This window comes from Gemmobacter serpentinus (genome assembly GCF_008973825.1).
Classification (GTDB): domain Bacteria; phylum Pseudomonadota; class Alphaproteobacteria; order Rhodobacterales; family Rhodobacteraceae; genus Gemmobacter; species Gemmobacter serpentinus.
The window spans coordinates 1-13,366 of the sequence record NZ_WCHR01000040.1; the positions used below are offsets into that span (position 1 = coordinate 1).

16 protein-coding genes and 2 tRNA genes are annotated in these 13,366 nt (G+C 63.1%); 9 read left to right on the forward strand and 9 right to left on the reverse strand.

All coding sequences use genetic code 11. The annotated features are described in order from the left end of the window. The first annotated feature begins 234 nt into the window (after positions 1-234). From GBJ34_RS18330 to gp17, 3 genes are read left to right on the forward strand one after another with little or no spacing between them, the layout of a single operon-like run. The gene (locus GBJ34_RS18330) at positions 235-543 is read left to right on the forward strand and encodes a head-tail connector protein (RefSeq protein WP_151720652.1); all 309 of its coding nucleotides are present in this window, start codon (positions 235-237) and stop codon (positions 541-543) included. Between the two features lie 2 nt (positions 544-545). After that, positions 546-1,016, forward strand: coding sequence for an HK97 gp10 family phage protein (locus tag GBJ34_RS18335; protein ID WP_151720653.1), 471 nt, complete (start codon positions 546-548; stop codon positions 1,014-1,016). Then, positions 1,009-1,380, forward strand: a complete 372-nt coding sequence (gene gp17, locus GBJ34_RS18340) for a tail completion protein gp17 (RefSeq protein ID WP_151720654.1) — start codon at positions 1,009-1,011, stop codon at positions 1,378-1,380. Before GBJ34_RS18335 ends, gp17 begins: the two co-directional genes overlap by 8 nt. Here gp17 and GBJ34_RS21265 read toward each other — a convergent pair. From GBJ34_RS21265 to GBJ34_RS18365, 5 genes are all read right to left on the reverse strand, one after another. Continuing rightward, positions 1,364-1,540 (reverse strand): integrase core domain-containing protein, encoded by a 177-nt coding sequence (locus GBJ34_RS21265; RefSeq protein WP_404811454.1) that lies wholly within the window; start codon positions 1,538-1,540, stop codon positions 1,364-1,366. The two genes, gp17 and GBJ34_RS21265, sit on opposite strands and share 17 nt — an antisense overlap. Before the next feature lie 41 nt (positions 1,541-1,581). Further along, on the reverse strand, positions 1,582-2,223 hold the full coding sequence (locus GBJ34_RS18350) for a DDE-type integrase/transposase/recombinase (RefSeq protein ID WP_151720656.1): 642 nt from the start codon (positions 2,221-2,223) through the stop codon (positions 1,582-1,584). Positions 2,224-2,410: 187 nt separating this feature from the next. Beyond that, positions 2,411-2,605 (reverse strand): DUF1153 domain-containing protein, encoded by a 195-nt coding sequence (locus tag GBJ34_RS20915; protein ID WP_226341265.1) that lies wholly within the window; start codon positions 2,603-2,605, stop codon positions 2,411-2,413. Positions 2,606-2,835: 230 nt separating this feature from the next. Next, positions 2,836-3,525 (reverse strand): TetR/AcrR family transcriptional regulator, encoded by a 690-nt coding sequence (locus GBJ34_RS18360; protein WP_226341266.1) that lies wholly within the window; start codon positions 3,523-3,525, stop codon positions 2,836-2,838. A gap of 182 nt (positions 3,526-3,707) precedes the next feature. Continuing rightward, positions 3,708-4,082 carry a hypothetical protein gene (locus GBJ34_RS18365; protein WP_151720657.1) on the reverse strand — a complete coding sequence of 125 codons (375 nt, stop codon included), beginning with the start codon at positions 4,080-4,082 and terminating at the stop codon, positions 3,708-3,710. Positions 4,083-4,144: 62 nt separating this feature from the next. Between GBJ34_RS18365 and GBJ34_RS18370 the strand changes: the two genes are divergently transcribed. The 3 genes from GBJ34_RS18370 to GBJ34_RS18380 all read left to right on the forward strand — a co-directional run bounded on the left by GBJ34_RS18370 (position 4,145) and on the right by GBJ34_RS18380 (position 5,379). After that, on the forward strand, positions 4,145-5,083 hold the full coding sequence (locus GBJ34_RS18370) for a pirin family protein (RefSeq protein ID WP_151720658.1): 939 nt from the start codon (positions 4,145-4,147) through the stop codon (positions 5,081-5,083). 112 nt (positions 5,084-5,195) lie between these two features. Continuing rightward, positions 5,196-5,272, forward strand: a tRNA-Asp gene (locus GBJ34_RS18375). Between the two features lie 30 nt (positions 5,273-5,302). Next, positions 5,303-5,379, forward strand: a tRNA-Asp gene (locus GBJ34_RS18380). A gap of 326 nt (positions 5,380-5,705) precedes the next feature. On the opposite strand, the gene GBJ34_RS18385 is transcribed toward GBJ34_RS18380, so the two are convergent. Then, positions 5,706-6,155, reverse strand: a complete 450-nt coding sequence (locus GBJ34_RS18385) for a GNAT family N-acetyltransferase (RefSeq protein WP_151720659.1) — start codon at positions 6,153-6,155, stop codon at positions 5,706-5,708. Beyond that, on the reverse strand, positions 6,152-7,546 hold the full coding sequence (locus tag GBJ34_RS18390; protein ID WP_151720660.1) for a M20/M25/M40 family metallo-hydrolase: 1,395 nt from the start codon (positions 7,544-7,546) through the stop codon (positions 6,152-6,154). Before GBJ34_RS18390 ends, GBJ34_RS18385 begins: the two co-directional genes overlap by 4 nt. Before the next feature lie 337 nt (positions 7,547-7,883). Between GBJ34_RS18390 and hemA the strand changes: the two genes are divergently transcribed. The 3 genes from hemA (at position 7,884) to ispG (ending at position 11,726) form a co-directional block, all read left to right on the forward strand. Continuing rightward, positions 7,884-9,113, forward strand: a complete 1,230-nt coding sequence (gene hemA, locus GBJ34_RS18395; protein WP_151720661.1) for a 5-aminolevulinate synthase — start codon at positions 7,884-7,886, stop codon at positions 9,111-9,113. Between the two features lie 121 nt (positions 9,114-9,234). Beyond that, complete coding sequence (locus GBJ34_RS18400; protein WP_151720662.1) at positions 9,235-10,482, forward strand: helix-turn-helix domain-containing protein; 1,248 nt, start codon at positions 9,235-9,237, stop codon at positions 10,480-10,482. A gap of 92 nt (positions 10,483-10,574) precedes the next feature. Next, a complete protein-coding gene (ispG, locus tag GBJ34_RS18405; protein WP_151720663.1) occupies positions 10,575-11,726 on the forward strand; it encodes a flavodoxin-dependent (E)-4-hydroxy-3-methylbut-2-enyl-diphosphate synthase in 1,152 nt (383 codons plus the stop codon). A 223-nt stretch (positions 11,727-11,949) separates the two neighbouring features. Here ispG and GBJ34_RS18410 read toward each other — a convergent pair whose 3' ends face one another. Both GBJ34_RS18410 and GBJ34_RS18415 read right to left on the reverse strand, forming a co-directional pair. Next, positions 11,950-12,711 (reverse strand): calcium-binding protein, encoded by a 762-nt coding sequence (locus GBJ34_RS18410; RefSeq protein WP_151720664.1) that lies wholly within the window; start codon positions 12,709-12,711, stop codon positions 11,950-11,952. Then, positions 12,692-13,240, reverse strand: a complete 549-nt coding sequence (locus GBJ34_RS18415; RefSeq protein ID WP_151720665.1) for a calcium-binding protein — start codon at positions 13,238-13,240, stop codon at positions 12,692-12,694. The genes GBJ34_RS18410 and GBJ34_RS18415 overlap by 20 nt, the downstream gene beginning before the upstream one ends. Between the last annotated feature and the right edge of the window lie 126 nt (positions 13,241-13,366).

Consider the following 13,366-nt stretch of genomic DNA (forward strand, 5'->3'; position numbering starts at 1 on the left):
ACGCTACGACAGGTGTCCCATCGTCTTCCTCTCAGCCATTGCTCTCGCCGCAACCATCCTCTTCTGGCTTTGATGGTTAATGAGTCTGGAGCCTACGGGGCGGGGTGACCTCAGACTTTCCCGAGATCTGAGGGACCGGCGGGGGGAGGTCCGCACAAGACAGGCTGAATATAACTTTTCTTGATGAATTATACCTTATATAATCACGATATTTGATGATAGCGAGTTTCATTCATGCCTATTGCGATTACTGTTCCCGAGTTGAAGGCCTATCTGAACCTTCCGATATCGCTGGACGAACCACCTCTTGATACTGACGACACCCTGTTATCACTGAAGATCGACGCCGCCGAAGCCTATTGCGCCAGCTTTATCGGCACCCCAATCCCTGACCCTGCACCGGCTGCAATCAAGCAAGCGGTGCTGATGCTGGCCGCGTATTGGTATGAAATGCGTGAGGCTGCGACCGTGGGCGGTAATCCTTACTCGGTCCCGTTCGGTGTCCATGACCTTCTGCAAGCGCACCACGTTTGGGTGGTGTAATCATGGCCGATGATCTGATGACGCAATCGGCCAAGCTGGCAAAGCGCCTTGCGGCTATTCCTGCCGAGATCGTGGCGCATGTTCGCCCGGCGCTGGTGCAGGGGGCTGGTGATCTGGCCGACATGGCCCGCGCGCTGGTGCCCGAGGATGAGGGCAACCTGAAAGCCTCTATCGTGGTCACCCCGCCGGGTGCGACAACGCCCGCCTATGCCGAAGGGGGTGGCAAGCGCGTTGCGGCTGAGAACCAAGCGCTGGTGACCGTGGGGAATCCGCAGGCCCGGCATGGGCATCTGGTGGAGTTCGGCACCGACCCGCACCAGAACGGCGGGCAATTTGCCGGAACGCAGCACCCCGGCACCGATGCGCAGCCCTTCCTTCTGCCTGCTGCGCGCCTGACCGAAGACCGGACCAAGCGCCGGATCGGGCGGGCGGTGGCGCAGGCCATTCGCAAAGCGGGGGCTGGCAATGCTTGATCCGTCTTTCGCGCTGCAAGACCTTATCGGCGACACCTTGGTCGCTGATCCGGCTATCACCTTGCACGTTGGCCCGCTGAACATTCGCGCCGGTTCCATCCGGCCCGGCAACACGCCTGCAATCGTCTTGGCCCCGTCACAGGTGAAATTCCTCGGGCACGCTGCTGGTGGTCAAATCGTGGCCGAGGTGCGGGTGCTTCTGCACCTCTGGACGGTGGAAGACGGTTCCACGGTGGCGCAGGCGGTGGCTGGTGCCATGCTGGCCGCGCTGATGGATGCGCCGAAGGCCGAGGGCTTCGCCATTGATGAATGGGACCGCTTTATTGACCCAGCGGAATCTGCTCAGGTTAAGCCGCTAATCTGAATGCCTGAGCAGGCGTGCGCATGGCAAGCGCCTGATGTGGGCGGCGGTTGTTGTAGAAGCTGATCCAGTCCCCGATTGCCCGGGTTGCGTGCTGGATGCTGTCGAAGCGTTGTCGATGGACGCATTGCTCCTTCAGTGTCCGGATCACGCGCTCGACCATGCCATTTTGCTGTGGGCAGTGAGGCGTGATGAACTCCTGCTTCAACCCGTAGCTGCGGACCAGTGCCGTGAACTTGCGGCTGGTGAAGAGTGAGCCATCGAGGCACCATCGGTTCGAGCCCGATGGCGAACGCCGTTGTCCGACCTCAGCAGGAACTCCTGCGTGACCCGGCCCAAGGTGCCGAACCTGGTGATCAGGGCATGCTCCAACGCGCTGGCTGCGGTCGTGGCCTTGCCGGAGCGTGACAGATGCCAGCCCAATAGCTCGCGGGTGTAGCAGTCGATGACCAAGGCCAGCGTGGCCCAGCCATCGCGCCCGGCCCAGACCCGGCACATGTCGGTCGACCAGCGCTCGTTCGGGGCTTTGGCCACGGAAGGGATCGCCTCAATGCGGGGACGCATGCCGATGGGACGCTTGCGCACCTGCCAGCCCTTGAGCTGAAAGACCCGCTGAACCGTGTTCTTGTTGAAGCCGAGCAGCCAGGCCACAGTCCGGTAGCCGAAGGACGGTTCCTGCTCGATCATGGCCTTGATCGGCTCAGAGAACCGCGGATCGACCTTCGGAACCGCCTTAGTTGCCCGGTAATAGACCGTCCGGCGCGGCACCCCAAACCAGGCGCAGAGCCTGGTCAGCGGAACCTTGATGCCCTCCGCGAGAAGGCCCTGCTGGATGCTCTGGATCATTTGTCGTCCCATTCGCCATTGGGCTCGAACCAATGGCACCGCAATGGCTCATACCAGCAGGGCCTGGTTTTTTTCGCGCGCGCAACTCCAGCATGGCCTCGCCATAGGCCTCCTGCAGGTCCTTCAACTGCTTCTCGTATTGCTCCCGGATATCGAGCGGGTTCGCCCGCAGCGACATCTGCGGGGCTTACGCGGCTGCACTGCAGCCACGGTCCCCTTCGATATCCATCCCCCGCTTCCCATCATCGACCCATCCCTCGATCTCGGAGGGCGACAGGTCGAAGGACCGGCTGGCCTCCGCCACCGTGGTCTTGCCCTGAATGATCTCGATCACCAGCGCGGTTTTGCGCTTCGCCGTCCAGCGTTTGATGCTATCGTCCATGGCCACACTCATTGCTACGTTCTCCCTTGTAGCATGAGCAGGAATTCACTGGGTCAATACAAGGGGCGGGGTGTAAATCCCGCCCTTTCTGTGCTATAATCTGGCCTGTCGCGTCCGTTTTTTTGTCCGTTCCAATGTTACAAAAATGGCTCGTAAGTCATTGATTTGTAAATATTCGGAGAAATTTCGAGTCCCTCACCGCCCACCAGCTCCCGCTCAGTGTCATTGTGCTAGCCCTGTGCAAGTTGCCTTGCGCCAAGCGTCATTGCGGTGACGAGCGCGGTGATTTCTTCCTGAAGCTGCGCATGTGGCAGGCCGATCGGATGATCTTGCAGCGACAGCTGCACCACCCCATGCACCGCCCCAAACAGGGTGCGCACACGCAATAGCATCCGCTCGGGCGGCAGGTCGGGACGCAAGCGCGCCAGCGGGGCGATGATGCGGCCGATCAGATATTCATGCTCTTGTCGGTGCCAGTCGGGCATCGGGCGTTCGGGATGGAGGGCGAACAGCGCCGACCAACGCGCGCGATGGACCAGGGCGAAATCGACATAGGCATGGGCCAGGGCCAGAGTGACTGTCTCGGGGCTGGTCTGGCCGGTGGGCAGGGCCGCGCGCAGCGACTGGCCCATCAGGGCAAGCGTGCGGGAGTTGACCTGCAATACCAGCGCATCAAGATCTTCAAACACGGTGTAAAGCGCGCCAAGCGCACAGCCGGCGCGGCGGGTCACCTCGCGCGCTTTCAGGCTGGACAGGCCTTTTTCGGCGATCTCGGCGCTGGCGGCGGCGATCAGGCGCTCACGCAGATCCGCCTTGCGCTGTGCCGCCATCGTGGCCAGATCCGCGGCCGGCGCAGAGGTCGCATCCGGGGCGCGGCCCGCCGCGCGGGGCTTTACGGGCTTGCGGGGTGGGGTGGACATCATCTGGTCTCCTGTCACCAAACACTCAGTCACCATTCAAGGGGCTGCAGCGCGATATGGGACCCTGAATGGTCAGTGCAAGCGGAGGGGGGGGCAGGCCCTGAAGGCTCTGCGCGAAAGCCTGCCGGGGATGAAGCATTTGCGTGATGGGGTTGAGGCGACCCCGGCTTTGGCCGCAGGCCCTAACCGTCAAGCCCGAGATCGCGGCACAGGCTTTCCAACGCGGTGATGGAGGCCACATAGGCATTGCCGGATTTCGGGAAATCCACGGGCTGCCTGCGATAAAAGGCACGCCAATGCGCGGCCTCGGAGATGGGGTAGGTATTCGACCAGGCCCCACGGATCAGGGTGAACATCTGGCCATCGTCGGAAAGTATCGCCTTCATATGGGCGGTGTCGCGCAGGCGGGGGCCGGGGTCAAGCCCGGTATCCAGACCCCGCCCGCGCCACCACGGGCGTGCGGCTTGCCCGGCACTCGCTCTGGGGCAGCCGAACCGCCAACCCTGCGTGACCGCACAGGGGCCATGCGCGAAAGGCGGATGACCGGACCGGCGCAAGCCCCTATCTTCTGTGGCAACAGGGCCGCGATCTGCTGTCCTTATGCGAACAGGAGGCACCGATGAGCTGGAACCCGATCCTTGACCCGCAAATCCCGATTGGTGATGCGGTGGATGCTATTGAAAGCGTGATTGTGGCGCGCACCCGTGACCTTGGTGGGTTCGAGGTGCGGCGCGCGCTGCCTTCGGTGGCGCGGCAGATGGTCGGGCCCTTCATCTTCTTTGATCAGATGGGACCGGCTGAATTTCTGACCGGGCAGGGCATCGATGTGCGCCCGCACCCGCATATCGGCCTTTCCACCGTGACCTATCTGCTGAAGGGCAAGCTGCATCACCGCGACAGCCTTGGCACCGATATCTGGATCGAGCCGGGGGCTGTGAACCTGATGACTGCGGGCATCGGCATCACCCATTCCGAGCGCACCGATGGTGAGTTGCGCAACAAGCCGCATGGCCTGTTCGGGTTGCAAAGCTGGATGGCGCTGCCGAAGGACCGTGAGGATGATCCGGCGGCTTTCGACCATATCGAACGCGCCGCCCTGCCGGAGCTGGAGGGCGAGGGCAAGCATCTGCGCCTGATCCTGGGCCATGGCTGGGGGGAACGTGCGCCGGTGCCGGTCGCGACCGAGACGCTTTATGCCGATGCGACGCTGGCCGCCGGTGCAAGCCTGCCGCTGCCCGATGATCACGAAGATCGCGGCGTCTATGTGGTGGAAGGGTCGGTTTTCCAGGCCGGCACCGAATACGAGGTCGGGCAGATGCTGATCTTCCGCCCCGGTGATTCCATCAGCGTGAAAGCAGGCGCGCGCGGGGCGCGGCTGATCGTGCTGGGCGGTGCCACGATGGACGGGCCGCGCCATATCTGGTGGAATTTCGTGGCCTCCAGCAAGGAGCGCATCGAGGCCGCTAAAGAGGCATGGCGTGCAGGCGACTGGATGCATGGCCGGTTCTCGCTGCCACCCAACGATCATGACGAGTTTATCCCGGCACCCGAAAAATGACGCCATTCCAGATATTTGCGTGAATCTTAAAAAATCGTCGTAACCCCGCTTGACGCTGCCCGCACCACCTCGTAAACAGCCCCCACATCCGGGCGCTGGCCCGGGCGGCAATGCGGTGGTAGCTCAGTCGGTTAGAGTACCGGCCTGTCACGCCGGGGGTCGCGGGTTCGAGCCCCGTCCACCGCGCCACCGCCCAAGCCAGCCCCGGATGATGATCGCGCGGTGGTAGCTCAGTCGGTTAGAGTACCGGCCTGTCACGCCGGGGGTCGCGGGTTCGAGCCCCGTCCACCGCGCCAGTCATCAAAGCGAAAAGCCGGGCCTTGTGCCCGGCTTTTGCCTTTTCCGGGGTTTGCATGAACCGCCTGCGACGCTGCTGGCTGTGCCGCTGCGCCATGTCTGGGTGCGAATCTGCGGCGCGCGGGGCAAATGCGCCGATAGCGGGCGGGGGCCGCTTTGCCGGCAATGGCCGCGGCGCGCGGGATGACGCGGTCCGCCGTGATTCCCGGTGGTTCAAGGCTGCGACGCAATCCGAGTTCTGGCCGAGTTCTGGCCAAGTTCGGGGGACGACGTCAGCGTGCCGGGCCATTCCCGCGCGACGGAGCCTTGGCCCCGCCGATCCCTGTCAGCCCCGCAACTGCAACCGATAGCGCAGATGGCCGTCACAGGGCGCGATGCTGTCATAGAGCGCGCGGGCGCGGGCATTTTCCGCGTCGGCCATCCAGTAAAGCCGGGCGCAGCCCTGCGTTTCGGCCAGGTGACGCAGATCGGCGATCAGGGCGCGCCCCACACCTTTGCCACGGGCAGAATCGGCCACGAACAGATCTTCAAGATAGCAATCCTCGCCGATCACCCAGGTCGATTCGTGACGGAAATGCAGGGCAAAGCCCAGCATCTGCGCGCCCTCAAAGGCAAAGCGCCCGGTCAGGGACGAGGCCGGGTTCACCAGCCTTGCCCATGTATGCGCGGTGACCTCGGGCGGCAGGCTGACCCCGTAAAAGCCCAGATAGCCCGCCCAGAGATCATGCCATTGCGCCGCATCCTGCGGGGCCGCATCGCGGATGGTCAGGGTCACACAAGTTCCCCCAGCAGCCTTGCCCAGCTGCGGATGCCCTTGTGGAAGCATTCAAGGTCATACTTCTCGTTCGGGCTGTGGATCTGGTCATCGTCACGCCCGAATCCCACCAGCATCGCATCCATGCCGAGATAGGTCTTGAAATAGCCCGCGATCGGGATGGAGCCACCACAACCGACATAGGCCGCAGGGACGCCCCACTCAGTTGTCAGGGCGGTGCGGGCGGCCTCAAAGGCCGGATGGGTGATCTGCATATGGCCGGCGGGCGAAGCCCCGTGTTCCAGGAAGCTGACGCTGCAATCGCCGGGCAATTGCGCCTGCACCCAGTCACGGAAGCTCTTGCGCAGCGCGACAGGGTCTTGCGCGCCGACAAGTCGGAAGCTGACCTTGGCGCGCGCCTCGCCGGGCAGCACGGTCTTGAAGCCGTCACCGCTATAGCCGCCGGTGATGCCGTTCACCTCGGCGGTGGGGCGCGACCAGATCATTTCCAGCGGCGTGCGATCAGATTCGCCCGCCGGGATCGACAGGCCGACATCGCCCAGGAATTTGGCGTGATCGAAGGCAAGGTTCTGCCATTGCGCGCGGATGGCGTCAGGCAGTTCGGTCACACCGTCATAGAAGCCGGGCACCTGCACCCGGCCCTCATCATCATGCAGTCCGGCAAGGATGCGGGTCAGCACATGGATCGGGTTGCGGGCCAGCCCGCCGAACATGCCCGAATGCAGGTCCTTGTTGGCCGCGCGGATCACCACTTCCTCTCCCAGCAGGCCGCGCAGCATGGTCACGATGGCGGGCGAGGTGTCCTGGAACAACCCGGTGTCGCAGATCAGCGCGATATCGGCCTGCAGATCGGCCTGATGCGCCTTGAGGAAGGGAATGAGTGAGGGCGAGCCGGATTCCTCCTCGCCCTCCAGCAAGATGGTCAGGCGACAGGGCAGGGTGCCATGCACCGCTTTCCAGGCCCGCAAGGCCTCAAGGAAGGTCATCAACTGGCCCTTGTCATCCGACGATCCGCGCGCCCGGATCACCTGACCCTTCGGGCCATCCTCCAGCGCCGGATCAAAGGGATCGCGCGCCCAAAGGTCGAGCGGATCGACCGGCTGCACATCATAATGGCCGTAGAACAGCAGATGCGGCCCGCCCGCGCCACCCTGCGCCACCACCATCGGATGGCCGGGTGTCGGATGGGCCGCGGCCTCAAATCCCAGCGATTGCAGGTCCGCGACCAGCCAGTCAGCGGCACGGGCGCAATCGGGCTTATAGGCCGGATCGGTGGAAATCGACGGGATGCGCAGCAGATCGAAGAGCCGGTCCAGGGCTTCGGGCAGGTCTTGGTCGATGCGCGCAAGCACGGTGTCGAGCGGTTGCGGGGAAGCGGCGGCGTCGGCCATGGGGGATCTCCGGTCATCGTTATGCGCCCGAGCCTAGCAGGCGGGCGGGCACTGTCCAGTGGCAGGGCGCGGCGGGTCGGGGGACAAGGAGGGGGGCTGTCGGCCCCGCAACGGTGCCTTTGGCGCCTGCCCCCCGAGGATATTTGGGAACAGATGAAAGGGGGAAATCGAGGCACATATAGAAGGCTGGGGCCGCATTCGGGCGCGGGCATCCTTGGGGGCGGCAAATTGCCCCCTTTGCGATATAGGAATTGACCAATATCAAAGTGGCTCGCTACGGCATCGCTTAGAACGATTCCAGCACGGTCGATGCGGCCGACAGCCAGGAGTATGGAAGATGGATTACGACACCGCTCTCGACAGCGCGATCGCGCGTCTGCATGACGAAGGCCGCTATCGCACCTTCATCGATATCGAGCGTCAGCGTGGCCATTTCCCCCATGCGGTCTGGCGCAAACCCGATGGCACCACGCGCGACATCACTGTCTGGTGCGGCAATGACTATCTGGGCATGGGCCAGCACCCGGCGGTGCTTGCCGCCATGCATGAGGCCCTGGAGACGACCGGGGCGGGGTCCGGCGGCACGCGCAACATCTCGGGCACCACGGTCTATCACAAGCGGCTGGAGGCCGAGATCGCCGATCTGCATGGCAAGCAGGCGGCGCTGGTGTTTTCCAGCGCCTATGTCGCCAATGACGCGACGCTGAGCACATTGCCCAAGCTGTTTCCCGGCCTCATCATCTATTCAGACGAACTGAACCACGCCTCGATGATCGAGGGCATCCGCCGCAATGGCGGGGCCAAGCGCGTCTTCCGTCACAATGATGTGGCGCATCTGCGTGACCTGATCGCGGCGGATGATCCGGCGGCCCCCAAACTGATCGCGTTCGAATCGATCTATTCGATGGATGGCGATTTCGGGCCGATCCAGGCGATCTGCGATCTGGCGGAAGAGGTCGGCGCGCTGACCTATCTGGATGAGGTTCATGCGGTTGGCATGTATGGCCCGCGCGGTGGCGGTGTGGCGGAGCGCGATGGCCAGATGGCGCGTGTCGATATCATCAACGCGACGCTCGGCAAGGCCTTTGGTGTCTTCGGCGGATACATTGCTGCATCTGCAAAGATGGTGGATGCGATCCGCTCTTATGCGCCGGGCTTCATCTTCACCACCTCCCTGCCGCCGGTGGTGGCAGCGGGTGCCGCGGCCTCCATTGCCTTCCTGAAAACCGCTGAAGGCCAGACCCTGCGCGACAGCCAGCAATTGCACGCGCGGATTCTGAAAATGCGGTTGCGCGGCTTGGGCCTGCCGATCATCGATCATGGCTCGCATATCGTGCCGGTGGTGATCGGTGATCCCACGCACTGCAAGATCTTGTCCGACCGCCTGCTGGACCAGTTCGGCATCTATGTGCAGCCGATCAACTTTCCGACCGTGCCGCGCGGCACCGAACGGCTGCGTTTCACGCCGTCGCCGGTGCATGATCTGGCGCAGATCGAGGCGGTTGTGAAAGCCATGGACGCGCTTTGGGGGCACTGTGCGCTGAATCGTGCCGAACTCTCGGCCTGAATGCTGCTGCGGGTGCAAAACGGGCTTGCTCTGTGCTACGCTAACAGCAATTAGGACAGCAGCGAGTCGCCTCGATGCGACTCGGTGAACGCCAAGAACTAGGCAGGACAGGACAGGGCGGATGATCTGGCGGAGGACGAAACCTTCGACAGCCGAGGTGGAGAAGCCGAAAGGGTTCGACGATTTCGAGCTGCGTCTTGGGGATGTGATGCGCGGTGAGCGCGCCACGCTGGGAAAATCGCTGCTGGATGTCCAGCGCGAGTTGAAGATCAAGGCGACCTATATCGCGGCGATCGAGAATTGCGATCTGTCAGCCTTCGAAAGTCAGGGTTTCGTTGCAGGATATGTGCGGTCTTATGCGCGCTATCTTGGGATGGACCCCGAACTTGCCTTCAAGCGCTTCTGCGCGGAATCCGGGTTTGAAGTGGCGCATGGCATGTCGGCTGCGGCCTCGCAGGCTGTGGTCAAGGCCGCGCGTGCGCAATCCTCGGGCAGCGATTTCCGCGAACCGCTGGCGAATCCGAACGCGCTGTTCGTTCCGCGCAGCGAAAGCTGGCTGAGCCGGGTTGAGCCGGGTGCCGTAGGGTCGCTGCTGGTGTTGGTCGCGCTGACCGGCGCGCTTGGCTATGGCGGCTGGTCGGTGCTGCGTGAAGTGCAGCGCGTGCAGCTTGCGCCGGTCGATGAGGCCCCCTTGGTGGTGGCCGAGGTCGACCCCCTGTCCAACATGCAGCCGCTGGCCCCGGTGGGCCGGGTGGAGCCGGGTGCGGGCCAACTTGCCGCCAATGATCCGGCCCCGCAGCCGGGCAGCCCGGAACTGCTGAATCGTTTGCGGCGCCCCGAGGCGCTGGATGTGCCGGTTTTCGTGTCGCGTGACGGCCCGATTGCCTCCATCGATCCGCGTCAGGTCGGCACCTATGCAGGTCAGGGCGCGGTGCCGGTGGCAGGCACTGCCGTGATGGCGGCCGCCACTGAGACAGATCTGCCGGGCAGCGACGAGATTCAGGTTGTGGCCGAGGCCAAGCCGGGGGTCGAGGTTCTGGCGGTGCGCCCGTCCTGGGTGCGCGTGTCTTCCGCTGATGGCTCGGTCCTGTTCGAGAAGATCCTGGATGCGGGCGAACGTTACACGGTGCCCGCGATGGAGCAGGCCGCCACGCTGCGCTCGGGCAATTCGGGTTCGGTCTATTTCCTGGTGAACGGTCAGGCCTTCGGCCCGGCCGCCCCCGGACCGCAGGTCGTTAAGAATGTCGAGCTGACCGAGGAATCGCTGAAGGGCAAATATGCCGTCGCCAATCTGGATGACGATGCCGACCTTGCCCGCATCGTCAATGTGGCCGAGGTGGTGACCCGCCCGGATCAACCGCAACAGTGATAGCCGCGAAGTGATCCGAAACGGCCCCGGCGGCATTGCCCCGGGGCCGTTTCGCTTTTATCTATCGCGTAACAAGCGGAAAGGCCTGTTCCATGTCGCATAACCCCATCCGTCCCTGGCGCAATATCGACCGGCGCAAATCGCGCCAGATCCGTGTCGGCAAGGTGCTGGTGGGGGGGGATGCGCCGATCTCGGTGCAGACCATGACCAATACGATCACCCATGACATTGCGGCAACGCTGGATCAGGTGCAGCGCGCGGCAGCCGCCGGGGCCGATATCGTCCGCATCTCCACCCCTGATGTGGAAAGCACCGCCGCGCTGAAGGCGATTGTCGCCGAAAGCCCGGTGCCGATCGTGGCGGATATCCATTTCCACTACAAACGCGCCATTGAGGCCGCTGAGGCGGGGGCCGCCTGTCTGCGCATCAATCCCGGCAATATCGGCGATGCCAGCCGCGTGCGCGAGGTTGTGAAGGCCGCCAAGGACCATGGCTGTTCGATCCGTATCGGTGTGAATGCCGGGTCGCTGGAGCGGCATCTGCTAGAAAAATATGGCGAGCCTTGCCCGGATGCGATGGTGGAATCCGGTCTGGATCACATCAAGCTGCTGCAGGACAACGATTTTCACGAGTTCAAGATTTCGGTGAAGGCGTCGGACGTGTTTCTGGCCGCCGCCGCCTATCAGGCGCTGGCGGATGCAACCGACGCGCCGATCCATCTGGGTATCACCGAGGCAGGTGGGCTGGTTTCGGGCACGGTGAAATCGGCCATCGGTCTGGGCAACCTGCTGTGGATGGGGATCGGTGACACGATCCGCGTCAGCCTGTCCGCCGATCCGGTGGAAGAAGTGAAGGTTGGTTACGAGATCCTGAAATCGCTGGGGCTGCGCCATCGCGGTGTCACCATCATCTCTTGCCCAAGCTGTGCCCGCCAGGGCTTTGACGTCATCAAGACCGTCTCAGCGCTGGAAGACCGCCTGGCCCATGTCACCACCTCGATGAGCCTGTCGATCATCGGCTGCGTCGTGAACGGTCCCGGTGAGGCGCTGATGACCGATATCGGCTTTACCGGCGGTGGCGCGGGCCATGGCATGGTCTATATGGCCGGCAAGCAAAGCCATCGCATGTCGAATGACCAGATGATCGACCATATCGTCGAACTGGTCGAGGAAAAGGCCGCCGCCATCGAGGCTGCGAATGCCGAGACCGCAAATGCCGAGGTCGGGGCCACCGCGGCGGAATGAGCGCCACCGCGGGCATGGCGGGCATGGTGCGATCTGATGGGGCAGGGCCCGGAAGGCAAACTGTTCCCGTCCGAAATATGACGAGGGTGAACGCCCCTGTCGTGGTTTGAGACTTGCAGGCCGCTCAGTCGGCATGAAGGCATCGAGGTGCGCGGCTAACCCCCCGCATCCAAAAAGAAAAGGTGCCCCAAGGGCACCTTTTGCGTTTCAGGGGATGCGCCGGTCAGATCAGCAGATCATCCGCGCCGATGGCCTTGATCCCTTGAATCAAGATGACCATGTCGGCCTTGGCATCGCCATTCACGTCCAGTTTCAGCAGGATGCCGCCCTTGTCGGCCTTGCCATACCAGACAGAATGGGCCGCCGCCTTTGTCCCGGAAAAGGCGAAGGCATTGTTCCCTTTTATCCCGGTATTGGCGTCAATTGCGGAGAGGTTGATCTCATCGATACCGCGCACGAAGTTTTGCACCGTGTCGGCCGTGCTGGCCTTGGTTCCGCTGTCCTTGATCGAATTGAACACGAAGACATCCTGCACTCGGTCAGCGCCGCCGATCAAGAGATCGCGTCCACCGCCGCCGATCAACTGGTCCATGCCCTTGCCACCGTTGAGCGTGTCATTTCCGGCCTCACCGCGAAGCGTGTCATGGCCTGCCTCACCGAGCAGCAGATCATTGCCGGCGGCCCCCAGCAACCTGTCCGCACCGGTCCCGCCCGATAGCCGGTCATCGCCGGCGCCGCCGAGCAGGCTGTCATTGCCGCTGCCCCCAACGAGGCTGTCCAGCCCGTCGCCACCGCGCAGGGTGTCATTGCCGCTATCGCCCATGAGTTTGTCATTGCCAGCATCTCCGGCCAATCTGTCGGCCCCCGCACCACCGACAAGCGCGTCATTGCCGCCACCGCCGGTCAGGGCGTCATTGTCTGCGCCGCCAAAAAGCCGGTCATCACCCAGACCGCCATTCAGCCGGTCAGTGCCACGCCCCCCCATAAAGCCGATCCGCGCCAGCACCACCGTTCAGCGTGTCGTCGCTCGCACGATCCGTCTGCCCGCCATGCAGCACGTCATTGCCGCTGCCGCCATAGAGGCTGTCCTTATCGTAATCTTCTGCCCAGCCGCCATAGAGGGTGTCATTGCCTTCATTGCCGTAGAGCCGATCTTCATCGTCGCCCCCGCTCAGCAAGTCATTGCCGATGCCTCCGAAAAGCTGGTCATCGGCTTGACCACCTTGCAGCGTGTCATTCCCGGCCCCGCCATACATGCTGTCAGTCCCACCAAAAGACAGGGAGCCGGGATCGAGATCGCCGATCAGGAGGTCATTGCCTTCGCCGCCCTCTAACTGGTTGCTGCCCTGGGCACCCACCAGCGTGTCATCGCCCGCCTCGCCCAGCAAGGTATCCGCGCGGTCGCCACCAATGATGCTGTCATTGCCGGTGTGACCAAAAACGTAATTGGTCTCATCGCTCAATTCGATGATGTCATCACCAGAGAAGATTTGCCGCAAAAGGGCAATATTCATGGACTGTGAGAGTTTAGATCCAAATGGGCTTTGTTGCAGAATTCCCCCGCGAGCAGGATTCACATGAGGAATCCATAGGGTTAATGGTCTGCGATGACGCGACCTAAGCCTACCCGCTATCGGACG